At 69.3% G+C, this 17,472-nt stretch carries 18 protein-coding genes and 3 pseudogenes; 12 read left to right on the top strand and 9 right to left on the bottom strand.

Going from position 1 to position 17,472, the window contains the following annotated elements; translation table 11 throughout:
* Positions 1-14: 14 nt before the first annotated feature.
* Genes ACIPEK_RS32040 through ACIPEK_RS32015 form a run of 6 tightly spaced genes read left to right on the top strand, consistent with a single transcriptional unit; the run spans position 15 to position 5,283 of the window.
* The gene (locus ACIPEK_RS32040) at positions 15-758 is read left to right on the top strand and encodes a FadR/GntR family transcriptional regulator (protein ID WP_402003261.1); all 744 of its coding nucleotides are present in this window, start codon (positions 15-17) and stop codon (positions 756-758) included.
* Positions 755-1,900: a galactonate dehydratase gene (dgoD, locus tag ACIPEK_RS32035; protein WP_402003258.1), complete on the top strand. Its 1,146-nt coding sequence runs from the start codon at positions 755-757 to the stop codon at positions 1,898-1,900. Before ACIPEK_RS32040 ends, dgoD begins: the two co-directional genes overlap by 4 nt.
* Positions 1,901-1,905: 5 nt before the next feature.
* A complete protein-coding gene (locus tag ACIPEK_RS32030; protein ID WP_402003256.1) occupies positions 1,906-2,784 on the top strand; it encodes a hypothetical protein in 879 nt (292 codons plus the stop codon).
* Positions 2,772-3,419: a bifunctional 4-hydroxy-2-oxoglutarate aldolase/2-dehydro-3-deoxy-phosphogluconate aldolase gene (locus ACIPEK_RS32025; protein WP_402003253.1), complete on the top strand. Its 648-nt coding sequence runs from the start codon at positions 2,772-2,774 to the stop codon at positions 3,417-3,419. The genes ACIPEK_RS32030 and ACIPEK_RS32025 overlap by 13 nt, the downstream gene beginning before the upstream one ends.
* The gene (locus ACIPEK_RS32020; protein WP_402003250.1) at positions 3,416-4,285 is read left to right on the top strand and encodes an SMP-30/gluconolactonase/LRE family protein; all 870 of its coding nucleotides are present in this window, start codon (positions 3,416-3,418) and stop codon (positions 4,283-4,285) included. Before ACIPEK_RS32025 ends, ACIPEK_RS32020 begins: the two co-directional genes overlap by 4 nt.
* Positions 4,282-5,283, top strand: coding sequence for a sugar kinase (locus ACIPEK_RS32015; protein ID WP_402003247.1), 1,002 nt, complete (start codon positions 4,282-4,284; stop codon positions 5,281-5,283). The genes ACIPEK_RS32020 and ACIPEK_RS32015 overlap by 4 nt, the downstream gene beginning before the upstream one ends.
* Positions 5,284-5,602: 319 nt before the next feature.
* Here ACIPEK_RS32015 and ACIPEK_RS32010 read toward each other — a convergent pair whose 3' ends face one another.
* The 6 genes and pseudogenes from ACIPEK_RS32010 to ACIPEK_RS31985 form a co-directional block, all read right to left on the bottom strand.
* Entirely contained in the window at positions 5,603-6,505 is a 903-nt protein-coding gene (locus ACIPEK_RS32010; protein WP_402003244.1) for a JmjC domain-containing protein, read from the bottom strand.
* Between the two features lie 34 nt (positions 6,506-6,539).
* On the bottom strand, positions 6,540-7,409 hold the full coding sequence (locus ACIPEK_RS32005; protein ID WP_402003241.1) for a JmjC domain-containing protein: 870 nt from the start codon (positions 7,407-7,409) through the stop codon (positions 6,540-6,542).
* Positions 7,410-7,501: 92 nt separating this feature from the next.
* Entirely contained in the window at positions 7,502-7,693 is a 192-nt protein-coding gene (locus ACIPEK_RS32000) for a hypothetical protein (RefSeq protein ID WP_402003238.1), read from the bottom strand.
* Positions 7,694-7,866: 173 nt separating this feature from the next.
* A pseudogene (locus tag ACIPEK_RS31995) lies at positions 7,867-7,995 on the bottom strand (IS5/IS1182 family transposase); the annotation flags it as partial.
* Positions 7,996-8,653: 658 nt separating this feature from the next.
* Positions 8,654-9,061: a hypothetical protein gene (locus tag ACIPEK_RS31990; RefSeq protein WP_402003235.1), complete on the bottom strand. Its 408-nt coding sequence runs from the start codon at positions 9,059-9,061 to the stop codon at positions 8,654-8,656.
* Between the two features lie 304 nt (positions 9,062-9,365).
* Entirely contained in the window at positions 9,366-10,556 is a 1,191-nt protein-coding gene (locus tag ACIPEK_RS31985; RefSeq protein WP_402003232.1) for a cytochrome P450, read from the bottom strand.
* 203 nt (positions 10,557-10,759) lie between these two features.
* On the opposite strand from ACIPEK_RS31985, the gene ACIPEK_RS31980 reads away from it, so the two are divergent.
* The 6 genes and pseudogenes from ACIPEK_RS31980 to ACIPEK_RS31955 all read left to right on the top strand — a co-directional run bounded on the left by ACIPEK_RS31980 (position 10,760) and on the right by ACIPEK_RS31955 (position 15,999).
* The gene (locus ACIPEK_RS31980) at positions 10,760-11,986 is read left to right on the top strand and encodes a cytochrome P450 (RefSeq protein ID WP_402003229.1); all 1,227 of its coding nucleotides are present in this window, start codon (positions 10,760-10,762) and stop codon (positions 11,984-11,986) included.
* Positions 11,987-12,077: 91 nt separating this feature from the next.
* Positions 12,078-12,848 (top strand): class I SAM-dependent methyltransferase, encoded by a 771-nt coding sequence (locus ACIPEK_RS31975; protein ID WP_402003226.1) that lies wholly within the window; start codon positions 12,078-12,080, stop codon positions 12,846-12,848.
* Between the two features lie 239 nt (positions 12,849-13,087).
* Positions 13,088-13,792: pseudogene (locus ACIPEK_RS31970) on the top strand (transposase); the annotation flags it as partial.
* Between the two features lie 58 nt (positions 13,793-13,850).
* Positions 13,851-14,507: a hypothetical protein gene (locus ACIPEK_RS31965; RefSeq protein WP_402003223.1), complete on the top strand. Its 657-nt coding sequence runs from the start codon at positions 13,851-13,853 to the stop codon at positions 14,505-14,507.
* A gap of 191 nt (positions 14,508-14,698) precedes the next feature.
* Positions 14,699-15,082: a hypothetical protein gene (locus tag ACIPEK_RS31960; protein ID WP_402003220.1), complete on the top strand. Its 384-nt coding sequence runs from the start codon at positions 14,699-14,701 to the stop codon at positions 15,080-15,082.
* 101 nt (positions 15,083-15,183) lie between these two features.
* The gene (locus ACIPEK_RS31955) at positions 15,184-15,999 is read left to right on the top strand and encodes an SAM-dependent methyltransferase (protein WP_402003217.1); all 816 of its coding nucleotides are present in this window, start codon (positions 15,184-15,186) and stop codon (positions 15,997-15,999) included.
* Between the two features lie 160 nt (positions 16,000-16,159).
* Here the strand turns inward: ACIPEK_RS31955 and ACIPEK_RS31950 are convergent, their stop codons facing one another.
* From ACIPEK_RS31950 to ACIPEK_RS31940, 3 genes and pseudogenes are all read right to left on the bottom strand, one after another.
* A complete protein-coding gene (locus tag ACIPEK_RS31950; protein WP_402003303.1) occupies positions 16,160-16,735 on the bottom strand; it encodes an MMPL family transporter in 576 nt (191 codons plus the stop codon).
* A gap of 49 nt (positions 16,736-16,784) precedes the next feature.
* Positions 16,785-16,919 (bottom strand): annotated as a pseudogene (locus ACIPEK_RS31945) (transposase); the annotation flags it as partial.
* A 19-nt stretch (positions 16,920-16,938) separates the two neighbouring features.
* The gene (locus tag ACIPEK_RS31940; RefSeq protein WP_402003214.1) at positions 16,939-17,421 is read right to left on the bottom strand and encodes an SRPBCC family protein; all 483 of its coding nucleotides are present in this window, start codon (positions 17,419-17,421) and stop codon (positions 16,939-16,941) included.
* Between the last annotated feature and the right edge of the window lie 51 nt (positions 17,422-17,472).

The raw sequence follows: 17,472 nt of genomic DNA, 5'->3' as shown, positions 1-17,472 counted from the left end.
AAAGGCACACAGACATGACGCCATACGCGCGCCGCGGAGTGCACGGCCAGACCGTGGAGACTCTCGCGCGCCGGGTGCTGAGCGGCGAGATCCCCGAAGGAGCGACACTCGATCTCGTGGCGCTGCAGGACGAGTTGGACGTCAGCCTGACCGCCTTGCGGGAATCCCTGAAGGTCCTCGCCGCCAAGGGGATGGTCGATGCGCGCCAGAAACGCGGCACCTTCGTCAGAGCCCGCGCCGACTGGAACCTCCTCGACGCGGACGTGCTGCGCTGGCAGTTCGCGGGTGGCACCGACTCCGGCACCGATCCGGCACTGCTGCACAACCTCGGTGAGGTGCGCGGCATCATCGAGCCGGCCGCTGTCCGGCTGGCCGCCGCCCGCCGCACCGATACCGACCTGGACGCACTCGAAGCGGCCCTCGCCGCGATGGGTGAGCAGGAGGGCGGCGCGGCCCACGCGGTCGAGGCGGACCTCGCCTTCCACCGCGCGCTCCTCGCGGCCACCCACAACGAATTGCTCGAACGCATGGAGATGGTCATCGAGTCGGGCCTCGCGCACCGCGACGAGATCGTGCACAGTTCGCCGCACGGCGAGGACCCCGTACCCAGTCACCGGGCTGTGCTGGACGCCGTACGCGACCAGGACCAGGCTGCCGCCGAACGCGCCATGCGGGACCTGCTCGACCAGGCCGTACGCGACCTCGACCGGGCCCACGGCACCCGGCCGGCCACCGACGAGGGGACCGCGAACCGGTGAAGATCACTCGCATCGAGACCTTCCTCGTACCGCCACGCTGGCTGTTCTGCCGGATCGAGACCGACGAGGGCGTCGTCGGCTGGGGGGAACCCGTCATCGAGGGGCGGGCCGAGGTCGTCCGCGCCGCCGTCGATGTCCTCGCCGAATACCTGATCGGCCAGGACCCGCTGCGCATCCAGGACCACTGGCAGGTGCTCAGCAAGGGCGGCTTCTACCGGGGCGGCCCGATACTCTCCAGCGCCGTCGCCGGTATCGACCAGGCCTTGTGGGACATTGCCGGCAAGGCCTACGGCGCCCCCGTCCACGCCCTGCTCGGCGGCCCGGTCCGCGACGAGGTACGGGTCTACGCCTGGGTCGGCGGCGATGAACCCGCCGAGCTCACCGAGCAGATCACCGCCCAGGTCGAGGCCGGCTTCACCGCCGTCAAGATGAACGCGGCAGGCCGCACACCACCTCTCCCCACCCCTGCCGAGACCGCTGCCGTCATCGACCGGGTGGCCGCCGCTCGCGCGGTTCTCGGCCCCGGCCGTGATGTGGCCATCGACATGCACGGCAGATTCGGACCGGCCGGCGCGCGCCGCGTTCTGCAGGCCATCGAGCCCCTGCACCCGCTGTTCGTGGAGGAACCCCTCCTTCCCGACCAGGGACACCTGCTGTCCTCCTTGGTCGCTGCCACCTCCGTACCCATCGCCACCGGCGAACGGCTCTACGGGCGCGCCGACTTCCTGCCTTCCCTCACGGCCGGCATCGCGGTCGCCCAGCCGGACCTCTCGCACGCCGGGGGTATCTCCGAGGTCCACCGCATCGCATCGCTCGCCGAGACCTACGGTGCGCAACTCGCCCCGCACTGCCCCCTCGGCCCCATCGCACTCGCCGCCAGTCTCCAGATCGCCTTCGCCACCCCGAACTTCCTCATCCAGGAGCAGAGCCGGGGTATCCACTACAACAAGGACGCCGACCTGCTCTCGTACGTCGTGGACACCGACCCGTTCCGCTTCGTCGGCGGACGGGCGCGGCGCACGGCCCTGCCGGGGCTCGGCATCACCGTCGACGAGAACGCCGTACGCGCGGCTGACCGGACCGGACACGCCTGGCGCAACCCGGTGTGGAGGCACGACGACGGCGCCTTCGCCGAGTGGTGAGCACGATGACCACCCTCAGCATCGAGACCGACCCGGCCCACGGCGGACGGTGGACGTCCCTGCGTGCGGCCGGCCGCGAATGGCTCTGGCACCGCGACGAGCCACGCCGCCCCGGCGCCGTTCCGGGCGACGCCTTCGCCGACGCCGGTGGGCTGGAGGAATGCGTACCGACCGTACGCGGCGCACCCGACCACGGCGATGCCTGGGCCCGGCCCTGGCAGCGGGCCGACGGCACCGAGTCCGTCGACTGCCCGGACTTCCGGCTCAGCCGCCGGATACGCAGCGACGGGGACCGCGCAGTGGCCGACTACCGGCTCACGGCCGAACCCGGATACCGCTTCCTGTGGGCCGCGCACGCGCTGCTCGATCTCTCGGAGGAGGCCTGTATCGGGATCAGGGACGGCACGCCGACCCGCTTCTATCCCGACAGCGGCGCTCGGTGGATCCCCTGCTTCTGGCCGTCGCAGCCCGGACGGACGGCCGGGCTCGACCGGCTCGGGCCGGATGACGGGACAGCCGTCGGCGCGATCGTCGACACCCCACGGGTGTACGTACGCGACGGCGCGGCCACGTTGCGTATGGCCGTCGAGGCCGAAGGGCAGCCGGTGTCCGTAGCGCTGTGGCGCAACCTCGGCGGCTTCCCCGAGCAGGAGCCGTACCGGTCCGTAGGGGTCGAGCCCATGCTCGGCCGGGTCTTCGACCTGGCGGCCGCGGAGGACGGGGACGCCGCGTGCGTCCCGCGCAGCGGCGAGGTCCGCTGGCGTCTCACCGTGGCCGCGCAGGTACCGGAGCCGTGGGCACAACCAGCGCCACGGACGGAGCCGGAAACCAACACAGCATCAGAAGACACAGACAGGAAGGGAACTCGCACGTGGATCTGCTGACCGCGCTGCGCACCCACCGGATCGTCGCCATCGTGCGCGGCGACGACGCGGACGCCGCGCTCAGGACCGTACTGACACTGGTGGAGGAGCACCTCCCGCTCATCGAGGTCTCGCTCAGCGGAAAGGACGCACTCGACGTCATCCGTCGGGCCCGCGCCGCCCTGGGCCCCGGTGCACCCCTTGGTGCGGGCACCGTCCTCACCGCCGACGACGCACACGCGGTACGCGACGCGGGAGCCGACTTCGTCGTCACCCCTGCCGTCTGCGAGGCCGTCACGGAGGCCAAGCTCCTCGGCCTGCCCGTGCTCGCGGGGGTGATGACCCCCACCGACATCGTCGCCGCACAGCGGCTCGGCGCCGACGCCTTCAAGATCTTTCCTGCGGCGCAGGCAGGCGGCCCCGGCTATCTGAGGGCACTGCACGGCCCGTTCCCGGACGCGCCGTTCGTGCCGGTCGGGGGAGTGGACGCCGACGCGGCCGGAACCTATCTCGCGCACGGGGCTACCGCGGTGGGTGTCGGCTCGCCGCTGATCAGCGACGCGGCCGACGGCGGCAGCCTCGAAGCACTCCGCGAGCGGGCGCGCGCGTTCCGCGACGCCGTACGCGCCGCCGCCCCCGCGGACGCCGGCCGATGACCGCCGGCACACCGGCCGTCTGCTGGCAGGACCGGCTCGGGCTCGGTGAAGGAATACGCGCGGTCGACGACGGCATCGTCCTCGTCGACATCCTCACCGGGCGGCTGCTGGCCGGACCCGCGGACCGCTCAGCTCCGCTGACGCAACTCGCCCGGCTGTCCGTGCCTCTGGGCGCGGTCGCCCCCGTCCACGCACGTCCCGGCACCTGGATCGCGGCCGCCGGAACCGGTGTCTGTCTGATCACCGCGCACGGGCGGACCGAGTGGCTCGCGCGCCCCGAGGACAGGGCCGCCACGGCCATGCGGATGAACGACGCGACCGCCGATCCGTACGGCAGGTTCTGGGCGGGCAGCATGGCTTACGACGCCGAGGACGGCGCGGGCTCCCTCTACCGTGTCGACCACGAGGGCACGGTGATCCGGGTGCTGGACGGCCTCACCGTCCCCAACGGCCCGGCATTCTGTGCGGACGGCACCGTGATGTACCTCGCCGACAGCGCCAAGGGCATCATCCGCCGGTACCCGGTCGACCCGGACACCGGGCTGCCGGGTACGCCGGACACTTTCGCCACCTTCGACCGCGGCAGCCCCGACGGTATGACGGTGGACGCCGAGGGCGCCCTGTGGACTGCGGTCTGGGGCACCGGCACCGTCCACCGCTACCGCGCCGACGGCACCTTGGACCGGCAGATCCGAATTCCTGCGACGCAGCCCGCCGGGCTGTGCCTCGACGGGGACAGGCTGTACGTCACCAGCGCGCGGCACGGTCTCGCTGCACCCGGACCGCTGGACGGTGCGGTCTTCACCACCCGGGTCGGCGTCCGGGGCCTGCCCACGTGTGCCTACCACCCCGGGAGAACCGAGTGACGACGATTCACACGTCCCGCGAAACCGGCCGGCGGCCGGTGACGGGACCGGTGACCTGTATCGGTGAGACCATGGCCGCGCTGATCCCCGAACCCGCCGCCCCGCTCGACGGCGCCGGTCTGCTCGGGATCCGGATCGCGGGCGCTGAGTCCAACGTGGCGATGTACCTCGCCGACCACGGGGTGCCCGCCCGTTGGGTCTCCGCGCTCGGTGACGACCCGTTCGGACACCGGATCCGCGCCGAGGTGGCCGCATCCGGTGTCGATGTCAGCGGCGTACGCACCGACCCGCACCGCCCGACCGGACTCCTCGTCAAGGACCCCGGCACTGAGGGCACCCGGGTCCACTACTACCGCCGCGGCTCCGCCGCCTCGGCCCTGACCCCGGACCTCCTGGACGACGACGCCGTGCGCTCCGCAGGCCTCATCCACCTGAGCGGCATCACCCCGGCGCTCTCGGCAGGCTGCCGGGACCTGGTCACCGCGCTGCTCGAGCCCGACATTGCTGAACGCCCGTGCCCCGTGAGCTTCGACGTCAACCACCGGGCCGCTCTGTGGGCGGACGGTGCGGCGGCCACCGTGCTGCTCGGGCTCGCCCGACGGGCGGACATCACGTTCGTGGGCCTCGACGAGGCACAGGCCCTGTGGGGAGACGGACTGACCGACGCCTTCGCCGTACGGGACTTGCTGCCACAACCGCCCGTCCTCGTCGTCAAGGACGGTGCACGGGCCGCCACCGCCTTCGACGGCCCCAGAGTCCACACCGTGCCCGCGCCCAAGGTCGAAGTCATCGAACCGGTGGGCGCCGGTGACGCGTTCGCGGCCGGGTTCCTCGCCGGGCTGCTGCGTGGCGAGGAACCCGTACGGGCGCTGCGGCTGGGGCATCTGACGGCGGGCGCCGCACTGCGGGTGACCGGCGACCACGGCCCGCTGCCGGATCGCGCCCGCCTCGCCGAGCTACTCGACGCGGCGCCCGAGGAGTGGGCAGAAGGTGGGTGACCCGGCGATCCGGGCACTGAGCTGAACCGCATTCCGTGCGGCCCTGAAGCCAGGCATGATCGCCTCGGCCGATGGGAGAACACAGGTCCGATGCCTGCACCCCGGCCCCGAGTCGGTACCCCTCCTGGCCGGCCCCCGACGTCCCGGGAGCCGTCCATGACCGGATCCGGGCACAGTCGCGACGTCACTCGCGAGGTCCTCCGCGAAGCAGAACCCGACCGGGCCCGCCGCCCCCGTGTCCACGTCGGATGAGCCGGCCGCGCACCCGAGTCCAGGCCAACGCCTCCGCTTCCCCACGCACCTCCCCCTCACCACCGGGTCAGCCCAGCAGTGCGCTCAAAGAACCCGCGGTGGTGTGCTGTTCGCGGCGCATCGCGCCCCGGGCCAGATGTACCAGCTCTTGTGGCGTGAGGCCGGCGAGCGTGCGGTGAAAATGCGCGATGAGGTCGTTCACGGCCCCGGCCAGCGCTGCGTCATCGTTGGGCCGGGCGGGCAGTCCGTCGCCGTCCAGCAGGAGTGCCTCAAGAACGGCGTACAAGTGGGCGGAGCCGGCCTCGCGGACCGTGAACGAGAGGTGAGCGGACGCGCTCCCCCCGGTGGCTTCGGCCACATGCGCGAACCCCCTCGGTACGTAGAGGACTTCGCCCTGACGCAGAACCACGTCCAGCAGCGGATCCCCCGGGTCGCCGTCCACGCGCTCGGGCTGCCAGTTCCCGTCGGGCGGTCCCGGATACACACGCCACCGCTTCGAGCCGTGCATCTGCACGGCCAGCACGTCGGCGTCGTCGCGGTGCACAGGACGGCCCTGCGTCCCCGGCGGGGTGAGAAAGAAGAACGCCTCCACCTGGCGTTGAAAACACTCCGCAAGCCCATCGGCCAGTTCCCGCACGCCTGCGTGCCACTGGTCGACGTACCGCAGAAGGAGCGTGGCTCCCTCCTCGCCGATCAGCCGGCGCACCGCCCCGGCATCCACGTAGCGGTTGTCGATCCCGCCCAGGACGACACGGGGGGAACAGTAACGCTCCTCCGGTACAGGACCGTCCTCGTGCACAAGCGTCGCGTAAGGGGTGGTGAGGAGACCTGCATCCAGGATTCTGTCCAGCTCGGCGACCGTCAGCATCTCCATCGGGGGTGTGCGGGGATGCAGTACAGCGGGTGTGCGGCGCCACAGGGTGTGATGAAATGCCTGCTCGTCGTCCACAAATCGTGCAAGCGGGTCCATCGTTGACTCTCCACGTTCCATGCCGTCGGCGTGATCAGACAGTCTGACGGTTGCTGTACGCACGCGGTCGTGCCCGGCCGATGACATCATCCGGAGTGACTGCGTCGAGCTGCGCGCTGAGATGGTCCAGGAGGTCGGCCGCGGTGCGCAGCAGGGCGTCATCGTCCAGCGGACGGCCCGGCAGAGCGAGGCCGTCGACGATCCCCTTCAGCAGAGCGGTGCGCAGATGCTCCGCGCCGACTTCCCTCACCACCACTGTCAGATGGGCCGACGAGGAGTCGCCCACGGCCGCGGCGGTGTGCGCGAAACCTCTCGGCACATACAACACTTCACCGGCCTCAAGGACCGTGTCCAGCAGTGGCGCTCCCGGATTCTCCTCGCGGACCGGCGCCCAGTCGCCGTCGGCCGGCCCCGTGTACACCTGCCAGTGCTTGGCACCGCTGAGCTGGATCGCCAGCAGGTCCCCGTCGTCCCGATGCACCGGACCCCGGCGGCCGGGACGACTCAGGAAAAAGAACGCCTCGACAAGACGGCCAAGCCGCTCGGCAACGCCCCTCGTGAGTTCACGCACCGGGGGATGCCATTGGTCGACGTAACGGAACTGCAGGGTCGCACGCTCCTCATCGATCAGTTGCCGGACCGCCGCCGCATCGACGTACCCCTGGGCAGGGCTCCCGGTGATGACGCGCGTCGGACAGAAGCGCTCGTCGGCGATGCTCCCCTGTGCGGTGTACAGGCCGACATACGGAACGCGCAGCAGCCCCGCGTCGAGGAGCGCGTCCACGTCCGAGAGTGTCAGCACCTCCAACGGCGGGTCCTGCGGCCGCAGAAGCACCGGTTCCTTCCGCCAATACGTACCCAGGAGCTGCTCCACGTTCGGTACGCACCGTTCCAGCCAGTCCATTGTTCCGTCCCTCTCTGAGCGGACCCGCCGGTGTGAGCACCGGCGGGTCCCGGACGCGCTTGCGCGCACTCGCGTGCGCGTCGGTCAGCCGATCACATGACGTCGGGGTAGCAATCCCCGCACCCGGCCTCGATCTTCTGGTCCGAGGTCGGGGACGCGGCGGCATCCCCGACAGACGGCACGAAGAACGCCCCTCCGGCAACGGCGAGCGCCGCCACACTCAGCGCGGCACGCTTGGAGATCTCCGCACGCTTCAACGGCTCTACGGCCTGGGAATACGGCATGACCACTCCTTTCCCCGGCAGCGGTTTCCACCGCGCCCGGGTGTTCACTCGGCCCCGGTTCCGAGGCCGAGACAGATCTTGCGTCGGCCCACGTACGGAGGAGAAGCAGCGCTGACGTATTCCATACGCCACTTACGGATCTCTGATGCGCCCTCTCCCTCTCCTACGGTGTCCTATGTTGTGAGTTGCAGGAGTCGTCGTTTGTAGCAGCAGAGGGTGACGGCGAGTCCGAGGACGGCGAGGTAGTTGCGGGGGTGGCGTTCGTAGCGGTGGTTGAGTCTGCGGTAGCCGGTCAGCCAGGACGTTGGGTCGGCCGCGGCCGAGCAAACGAGGAGGGCGGACCCGTAGCACCATCGTCCAGCAACTGGCAAAGGGCGCCGAGCTGACCGAAGGGCACTGTCACGTTGACTGACCGGGTGGGATGATCTTCTGGTTGGTCATGCTGGGAGGGGTCGTGTGGAGGAATCCCGTCAGGCCGCCTTCCAGAGCCGCTCGGCCTTGCACAACACCCACGGAACCGGCAGATGGAACGGGCCGATCTCCTTCCACGACGACGGCACCGTCATGGCCCTGAGCGTCCTCCCCATCCGCAGACGGCAACCTCACTGAACGCACCCGAAGCGTCGTCAACGCCCGCCCCCAGCAGAAGGGACGTAGACGCCCCGACCCGACAGGCCACATCGATCGCCCCGCAGAAAGACCGCCGCGACACGCAGAACCCCCGTCGGCACCTGCCGACGGGGGTACGTATCTCTCACATCGCTCTCACCAACACCGTAGACACTCCTGGACCACAGGGGCCTGACCTGCACTTACGCGCGTCACCTGGACCACCCTGTACCGCACAAGACACGATCTACAACCTGTGCCATGTAGCACCGAGGAAGGTCCCCAGGACGAGGACCGGGGCCTCTTCTGGCCCGTCAAAGCGGTATTGCAGGGTTTCGACGTTCTTCTCACTCACCCCCTCACGCTCCCACATCTCACATTCTCTTCGTGAGCGGGGGCGGGGGCACTCGCCAGTTCTCCCCACATATCCGCAGCCGGCCGTAGATCCTCCACATCCGGCTTCACGTACCAGCGCTTCGTCATGCGGATGTCGGTGTGCCCGGCCCAACGGGCGAGCAGATGGTCCGGCACGCCCTTGTTCGCCAGGTACGTGAAACAGCTCGCGCGGGCGTCGTACTGCTCACGCAGCCGTTCGAGGCCGCCGTACTGAAGCACCACCGTGTTCTCTACGACATCCGTGTTCGAGCCGTGCGTGCCCGCTATCGGCTCGGGTGCATGCTTGTGACCGGTGAAGCGGAACCACGAACTGACCATTCCCTGGTCCGAGAACCCGTGGTAGTGGCCCTCGAACTTGGCCACGACCTTGCGCTTGCGGTACGCGGCAAGTCGTCACGCGAAGCCGCACTGTATCGCAAGATCGCCGGTCAAGGACACTGAGCTTGGGAAGCTGCGATCATTTGCGGCTGCTCCGGGTGCGCAGGGCCGGTGAGCGGCCTTCACACACCGGGCAGACCATCGGGACGTCGAGGACCGCCTGCCCCAGCATGCGGCTTGCACCGCCGCAGGCACGGGTGGGTGACAGGTCACGGCCCCGCTGCTGGGCGCGGTGCCCGCCGTGCGGGCGGGCCCCGCGCTCTCTCAGGTTCAGTGCCAGTACTTCATGTCAGTTCCTCCTTCCCGGCTGTCGTGGGCGCAGAGTGACCTCGAAGCGGTCGAGACCGCGAAGGGTCAGATTGCGCCGGTACTCTGGTTCCGCGACCGCCCGTGCGTCGGGATAGGCCCTGGCCAGGGTCCCGAGGAGCGATCCGGTCAGCCGGATCGCCATGGACGCGCCCAGACAGGCGTGGGCACCGCGCCCGAACCCCAGGTGCGGGTTCGGGGCACGGTCCAGTCGCAGCTCGGTGGGGTGGGGGAAGCGCAGCGGGTCGTGGTTGGCCGCGCCGAGCAGCAGCGTGACCGGGTCACCGGCCCGGATGACGACGCCCGCCAGCTCGGTCTCCGTAACGCAGACACGGGCGTCCGCCTGTACGGGCGCGTCGTACCGGATCACCTCGTCGACGGCGGTGGCCGGGGGCGCCGCGCGGAAGGCGGCCAGGGCCCCGGGGGAGGTCAGTAGAGCCGAGGCGGCGTTGCCGAGCAGCCGGGAAGCGGATTCGTAGCCCGCGTGGAGAACAGCGCGCAAGCTGTTGCGCAGGACTGTCCGGTCCACGCCGGCGGCATCCGAGTTCCGGGCCACGTAGGCGATGAGCCCCTCCTCGGGCGGATCGGCGAGCCAGCCGCCCGCGTACTCGGCGAGTTCGGCCCGCGCGGCGACCGCCGGCTCGTGCTTCTCCGGCCACAGCCCGGCGTCCATCCCGTCGACGACGGTGCGGGACATGGGCGCGAACCATGCCTGGTCGGGGGCCGGTACGCCAAGGAAGGCGGTGATGAACCGAAGCGCCAGCGGTTCGGCCAGCTCCCCGACGAAGTCGAAGGACGGTCGCCCGGCGAGCTCGGCAAGCAAACCTTGGACCTGTCCCTCCATCCAGTCGTGCAGCGCCTGCCGGTCCTGGGCCCGGAAGCCGTCGAGCAGCAGATGACGAATCGCGGTGTGCTCGGGCGGGTCGAGCGTCTGGACGCTCAGCAACGGGGATGGAATGTCCTCGCCCGCACGACGCCAGTCGGAGGCGAATCGTGCGCTGTCGGTGAGTACGGCAAGGCAATCGGCGTGCCGGGTCAAGACCCAGGAGCCAAGCAGTTCATGCCAGAAGACGGGAGTGTTGGCACGCAACTCCGCATAAGCGGGGTACGGATTCCGCAAGATCGACGGACGGGCCAGATCCAGGATCGGATCGATGGCGGCCGCTTGATCCACGACAACGTCTCCCCCCGTGCAGAAGGCCTGGTTGAGGCCGTAAATGCTTCCGGCAGAGCAGTGCGAGGCGACAAAATCACCGGTGGGTGACACGCCTTCACTGGTAAATCTTCGAACTGATCATCGGCGACGCTACCACGCCACTTCACTGAATGGTATGACTACCTGGCTCAGAACTTTCATATGACTTCGGGGAGTTGCGGATGTCCGAGCAGGGCCAGACGACCGTCCACGATGTGCCGGTGAACGTCGCCCAACAGCCCGATCCTTACCCGCTCTTCGAGCGAATCCGGGAACATGGCGTGGTTCAGCGGGTACGGCTGAATCCCACTCTTGAAGTGTGGATGATCACCGGGTACGACGAGGCGGTGTCGGCGCTCACCGACCCGAGGCTCAGCAACAGCCCGGTCAAGGTCAACGGCCTCGCCGAGGAGATGGCCCACCAGGAGCGCACCAACGTACTGATGGCCAGCATGCTGGTGGCCGACGGCGACGACCACACCCGCTTGCGCAACCTCGTGTCCAAGGCCTTCACCGCGCGCCGCGTGGACGAACTGACGCCGCGCATCCAGGAACACACCGACGCCTTCCTCGACGCGTTCGCTCCGCGGGGATCCGCCGATCTGGTCTCCGAGTTCGCCCTGCCGCTGCCCATGGCCGTACTCAGCGAACTCATCGGCATTCCGGCCGAGGGGCAACCGGATTTCGCCAAACTCGCGGTCGGGCTGATTATGCCGCCGAACACCGCGGAGCGGCTCGCCATGGGCGCCCGCGCCCGTGCCGAACTCGTCGATTTCTTCACACCGTTGATCGCCAAGCGCAAGGTGGAACCGCGCGACGACCTGCTCAGCGCGCTGTGCGCGGCTCAGGCCGAGGAACGGATCAGCGACCGCGAACTGCTTTCCATGGCCATCCTGCTCACCCTCGCCGGGCACGAGACGACCGCCAGCCTGATCGCGAACGGCGTCCACGCCCTGCTGCGCAACCCCGACCAGTGCGCCGCCCTTCGGGACGACCCCGCACTGCTCCCCGGCGCGATCGAGGAATTGATGCGCTACGAGGGTCCGGTCAGCCGCGGCGTCGCCCGCTTCACCGTCGAGGACTTCGAGATCGCCGACGTCACCATCCCGGCGGGCGAAATGATCATCGTCGGACTCGCCGCAGCCAACCGTGACCCGGCCCGTTACGACCGGCCCGACATCCTCGACGTCGCCCGACGGGAAGTCCCTCAACAGCTCGCCTTCGGCCACGGTGCGCACTTCTGCCTGGGTGCCCCACTGGCCCGGACCGAGGCCAGGATCGCCATCGGCTCCCTGCTGCGCCGCTTCCCCGACCTGGCGCTGGCAGCTCCGGACGAATCCCTGGCCCGCCGCGAGGGCATTCTGCGCGGGATGGCCACGCTGCCAGTGACCTTCACGCCGCAGAAGTAGGCGCTCACGGGTCCGCGCCGACCCGCTGAACCCTCCCGGCTGGGGTTCGTCGTGTGCAGCCGGAAACGGACGTACCGGAGAGGAAGTCGCCATGGCACCGGCCTCCAGCACAGCGGAGTTCGATGAGATAGCCCCCACATACGACCAGTCGCGCGGCGGAACCGCCCGCGCCGCCGGTTTCGCCGACCAGATGGCACCGCTTCTGGACCCGGCGCACTTGGTCCTCGACATCGGCGTCGGCACCGGCATTGTGGCCGCCGAGTTGACGGCCCGGGGCCATACGGTGTGCGGCGTCGACCTCTCTCCGGGCATGCTCGCCCTGGCCAGGACCCGGCTGGAGCGGCGCGTGGCCGTGGGTGACGCCTGTCGGCTGCCCGTGCGCACAGCGTCGGTGACGCAGGCGGTGTCCACATGGCTGCTGCACACCGGCCCCGACCGCGGGGCCGTCTTTGGCGAGGTCGCCAGGGTGCTCCGTCCTGGCGGTCGTTACCTGGTGATCCCGGCCCGGGGCATGCGCCCCACGGACGACATCGGCCGCATCGTGAACGAGTTGGAGGATCGCCTGGATCCCGCGGGGACCCGGCAGGACGGCCCGGAGGTGCTCGCCCCGATCGCGGCGGCGCAGGGCTTGGTCTACGAGGGCCCGGCCGGCGAGCGGCCCGCGACGTTCACCGTTTCGCCGCAGGACATGGGGCGGTCGCTGTCCGGCGGGCTGTTCACCGGCGCCTGGTCGCTCGGCGAGGACGACCTGCCTATCGTGGACCAGGCCCGCGAGCGACTGCTGGCCCTGCCCGACCCCACCGTGCCCCGGGTGCGGGCGATGACCGACTTCGTCATGGTCTTCACCCGGACCGACGCCTGAGCACGGCGGCCGGGATCTCGCGCGGGCCACCATGAGGTGGCCCTCGGGAGGGCTCTCTCGCCATCGGCACCCAGCTCATGCGACAACATCGCGATCGGCGAGCTGCGGGATCAGCCGTCGTTGTGATGCGGTCGAAATCGAGGTGCTAGCCTCGCCGTTTCGGTTGAGATGAGGCCGGAAGCGGGGAGGAAATACGAAAGTGCCTTCTGAGCTGGGACGATAAACCTTGTCGAGGGGTTCTGTCGGTCCAAGCGGAAGGCACTTTCTGCGTGCCGGGTATCGGTTCTCGTCCCAAGCTCCACGTCTCCACTGACGGTTCGGGGGTGGTCGGGCACGCGGGCGCACGTTTGCTGGCGGATCTTGCCGATGCCACCGGTCTGACCACCGCCTACTCCACTGCGCTCAGGCCGCTGCGACCGCGTGGCACCGGGCACGATCCGGGCCGGACCGCCACCGAATTCGCGGTGATGCTCACCGACGGCGGTGAGGCGATAGCGGATCTGGCCGTGCTGCGGGACCAGGGCGAGGTATTCGGACCGGTCGCCTCCACGCCCACCGCCTGGCGGTTGCTCGCCGACACCGACGGGGCAGTACTCGCTTCGGTGCGAGCGGCCCGCGCCACGGCCCGGAAAGTCGCCTGGATGCAGGCCGCCGAGACCGGCCAGGGCATACCCGCCGTCCAGGCCGGCGGCCGAGAACTTCCCGGCCTGGTCCTGGACCTCGACGCCACGCTGATCACCTCCCGCTCGGAAAAGGAACAGGCCGCACCCACCTACAAAGGCGGCTTCGGCTTCCATCCACTGCTGTGCTTCCTCGCCAACACCGGCGAGGCCATGTCTGGCCGACTGAGGCCCGGCAACTCCGGAGCCAACACCGCCGCCGATCACATCGCGGTGCTGGACGACGCCCTCGCACAGATCCCCGACGCTCACCGGTACAACACCCAGACGGGCCGAGTGCAGTCAGACGATCGAACTGACACCGTGGCAGATACTGCACGCCGTGGCGCGTGGCTACGTACTGGCCGGCCAGGGAATGGGGCGCGGGCTCGCGGAACACTGGCTGAGCCTGAAGTTCTGCGAAGCGCTGGGCAATAATCGCGCCGGTGCCATGGATCTCACTGACAAGGGCCGCACTCCCGAGCGCTGGTACAAGGCCATGCAGGCCCGGGAATTGGCCGTCGGCTTCGGACTCGCTGCGGCAGAACACATAGTGCAACAGAGATACACGGACCACGTCACCTCGATCCTGGACACCAGTACCGTCCTGCGAGCCGGCTGGCCCCTGAACGTCTCACAACGGAACAAGAGCTCACGGCCCCGCCCCGACTACCTCATCGAAGCGTGGAAGCCCGGCGAGCCGTCGAAAATCACACTCGTAGCCTGCCGCGGGAACCACCAGAAGCCGAGCAAGCGGGGCGGGAGGACCCGCAGCACCACCGTCCAGCAACTTGCAAAGGGCGCCGAGCTGACCGAAGGCATGCACATCGGCCCGTGGAACACGACGCCGTGCCTGATGCTGTCCACTGAACTCATGGGGCAGGGCGGAATCGTGGTCAATGCCCTGCAAACGCCTGGCGAAGCCCTTCTGCCCCTCCGCACACCGGGCACTCCGGGAAACGCCGACGCCGAGATCAGAGACAAGCCCGGCATCCCCTAGCCCAACGCCATTCACATTCCCGCCCGCGACGGGAAACAGGCACGGACTGTCGACGGCTTCCAAGTAGCCGAGGGCGACCTCGGCTGGTTCTCCTAGCCCGTACCGGGGCTGCCAACCTGACCGCTTTGGCCGGCGGAGGACCACAAACCGCCAAATACCTCACCACACGCCAGGGACGACAGCACTACGACGTGCCCACCTTCGCCGCCACGTCAAGCGTTGACGACGCAGACATCGAGGTCGGCGGCACGAAATTCGTCGGCACGGACCATGTCTTCCGTATGGGGTCCGTACGCATCGAGGCATTCTCCGGCATGGCCGAGCCCCTGTACGAACTCATCAAAAAGGGCCGGATGGAGGAATACCGTCAGGCCGCCTTCCAGCGCCGCTCGACCCCGCACAACACCCACGGAACCGGCAGCGGCAAACCCGGTTCGGCGACTGGGGAACAGGTCGTGGCGGCGCAGCCACCGCCGCTCACGGCCGGCGAACACTACGTCAGCGACCTGCCGTTCCATTCCAGTGTGGGCTCTCATACCGACCGGGCGGAGACCTGTTCGGGGAATCAGCGCTGATCGAACCCACCGGAGACATGAACTGATGTACGCATCCAGGTCGTTGGGACGTAGGTTGTGCGTTGACAGTTCACGCTTCGGTTGAAAGACGGACGGTACCCATGACCGACCACGCCACGCCGCCCGGACCGGCGGTGCATCAGAAGATCGATACGTCGGTGCCGCACTCGGCCCGGATCTGGAACTACTGGCTCGGTGGGAAAGACAACTACCCCGTTGACGAGGAAGCCGGCGACGCATACAGCGCCGTCTTCCCCGGCATCGTCACCATCGCCCGCAGCAGCCGTGCATTCCTGCGCCGTACCCTCACGTACCTGGTCACCGAGAAGGGCATCCGGCAGTTCCTGGACGTCGGAACCGGCCTGCCGACCGTGAACAACACCCATGAGGTCGCCCAGCGGCTCGCCCCCGAAACCAGGATCGTCTACGTCGACCACGACCCGTTGGTCCTCGCGCACGCCCGCGCCCTGCTCACCTCCACCCCCGAGGGTGCGACCGCCTACGTCGACGCCAACCTGTCCGACCCCGATCGCATCCTGGCGGCCGCCGCCGAGACGCTGGACCTCACCCGCCCCACCGCCCTGATTCTCAGCAACATCCTGGGCCACGTCGCCGACTACGACCATGCGCGCGACACCGTCACCCGCCTGATGGACGGACTGCCGTCCGGCAGCTACCTCGCCATCAACGATGGTTCACGGGGTACCGACGCCGACTACGAACAGGCCCAGGACGCGTACAACGAGACCGGCGCCGTACCGTACTTCCTGCGCCCCGTCGACGAAATCGCGGCGTTCTTCGACGGTCTGGAACTCTTGGACCCCGGGGTCGTGTCGGTCCCGTTCTGGCGCCCGGACCTCACTTCCCCCACCCCGGAACCCATCGGCGAGCACGGCGGTCTCGCCCGCAAGCCGTGACACCTTGACGGACCGGGCCCGCGTACGACTGGACAGACCGCCGTCTCGTGCGAGACGGCGGTCTTGTCACACGCACGCGTGGCCGACGCCACAACCTGCGACGAAAGCCGCTCTCATGGCTGGCGCTGCTCACGGCCCATGCAGCCCTGGTCGCGGGCGGTCACGGGCTCGCCATGCTCTCCCTTCCGGTGGCCGACGAGTTGCCGGACACGGCCGCGGTGCGGGTCGCCGCGCCCCGTCCGGTCCACCGGACCGAAGCGCTCCACCCGAGGAGCCCGGACGACCGGGTGCGCGCCGCTGTCACCGGGCTCATGCACCCCTGAGGCACTCCGGTCCAAGCCTCAGTACGCCGTGACCTGGTCGGGTTCCGGGGCAGGTGCGGTCGCACGGTGCTGTGGGTGGCCACCCGCTGTGGGCCGCGAGCGGACCGGCAAGCAGATGGTCCGGCCGAGGAGTGCGGCAAAGGGGGACCAGCACCAGCGGAAAGGACGAGCGCGGAGAGCATGATGCCGAGCGCCATCGCGAAGGCGACCTGTTCGCTTCCCGGGGTCGTGGCGAGCGTGACGAAGGAGCCGGCCGGCACCAGCCCGGCCGTCGCGATGGCCGGTGCCGTGTGCCGTACCGCGCGGGCCACGACGGCGCGGGCCGGGCCCGGTCGCTGCATCTCCTCCCGGATCCGGTCGGCGATCAGGATGTTGTAGTCGGTGCCCAGTGCCACGACGAACAGGAACAGCACCAGTGGGAGGGGGAAGTTGACGCCCGGCTTGCCGAGGGCGTGCTGGAACGGGCAGGAAGAGCTCCCGGTCGACCAGGGCTCCGCCACGCTCGGTGGCGTAGGCGGCGAACACCCCGGTCCGGCAATTGCCGGTCCTCCCCGACGTGCCGGTGTACTGCCAGCCCACCTCCGCATCCGAGCGTGTCACGTTCCGCGCTCGGCAGTCAGCGTGCGAGGTTACGCAGCAGTCGCACGTATCGACCCCAGTGGGCCGGTCGTGCCACCGTTCCGGTGCAGACGAGTTCTGCGCGGTCCAGGCTGTCCTCCAGGCATGCGTCGTGGAGTGGCCGCCAGATGAGTGGCCAGGTCAGCCGGGCCGGGCCGCGAGCGTTCATGGCCAGGGTGTGGCGCAGCAGTGTGTGCTCCTCGTCGACGGCCAGGACGGTGTATTCGTGGAATCCGTGGAATCCGCGTGGCCCGCTGAAGGTGAGGCGCACCCAGGTGGAGGGGACGTAGGCGGTGACGGTGTAGCGGATGGGGCCGTGCCCGCCGACCGCTCCGGCCGCCAAGGGGCGGTCGAACTCCATGGGGGGCCATTGCTCTCGCGCCCACAGTTTGTCATCGGTGCCGGCGAGGGTGTCGATCAGCGTTCCCACCTCGCTCTCCTTCCTGACCAGTAGGCGTTCGTGAACGTTGTAGACGCCCATGCGTCCTCCCCGAGACCGTTATAGAGGGTTGTCTCTAATATTGTGGAGGAT

The sequence above is a fragment of the Streptomyces sp. NPDC088246 genome (genome assembly GCF_044741025.1).
Classification (GTDB): Bacteria; Actinomycetota; Actinomycetes; order Streptomycetales; family Streptomycetaceae; genus Streptomyces.
The sequence above is the reverse complement of the archived record's forward strand: the minus strand, read 5'-3'. Positions and strand labels throughout refer to the sequence as shown.

Coding starts and splice junctions, on each gene's coding strand:
- ACIPEK_RS32040 (WP_402003261.1), top strand. CDS start 15: ATGACGCCATACGCGCGCCGCGGAGTGCACGGCCAGACCGTGGAGACT.
- ACIPEK_RS32030 (WP_402003256.1), top strand. CDS start 1,906: ATGACCACCCTCAGCATCGAGACCGACCCGGCCCACGGCGGACGGTGG.
- ACIPEK_RS32020 (WP_402003250.1), top strand. CDS start 3,416: ATGACCGCCGGCACACCGGCCGTCTGCTGGCAGGACCGGCTCGGGCTC.
- ACIPEK_RS32010 (WP_402003244.1), bottom strand. CDS start 6,505: ATGGACCCGCTTGCACGATTTGTGGACGACGAGCAGGCATTTCATCAC.
- ACIPEK_RS32005 (WP_402003241.1), bottom strand. CDS start 7,409: ATGGACTGGCTGGAACGGTGCGTACCGAACGTGGAGCAGCTCCTGGGT.
- ACIPEK_RS32000 (WP_402003238.1), bottom strand. CDS start 7,693: ATGCCGTATTCCCAGGCCGTAGAGCCGTTGAAGCGTGCGGAGATCTCC.
- ACIPEK_RS31980 (WP_402003229.1), top strand. CDS start 10,760: ATGTCCGAGCAGGGCCAGACGACCGTCCACGATGTGCCGGTGAACGTC.
- ACIPEK_RS31975 (WP_402003226.1), top strand. CDS start 12,078: ATGGCACCGGCCTCCAGCACAGCGGAGTTCGATGAGATAGCCCCCACA.
- ACIPEK_RS31955 (WP_402003217.1), top strand. CDS start 15,184: ATGACCGACCACGCCACGCCGCCCGGACCGGCGGTGCATCAGAAGATC.
- ACIPEK_RS31940 (WP_402003214.1), bottom strand. CDS start 17,421: ATGGGCGTCTACAACGTTCACGAACGCCTACTGGTCAGGAAGGAGAGC.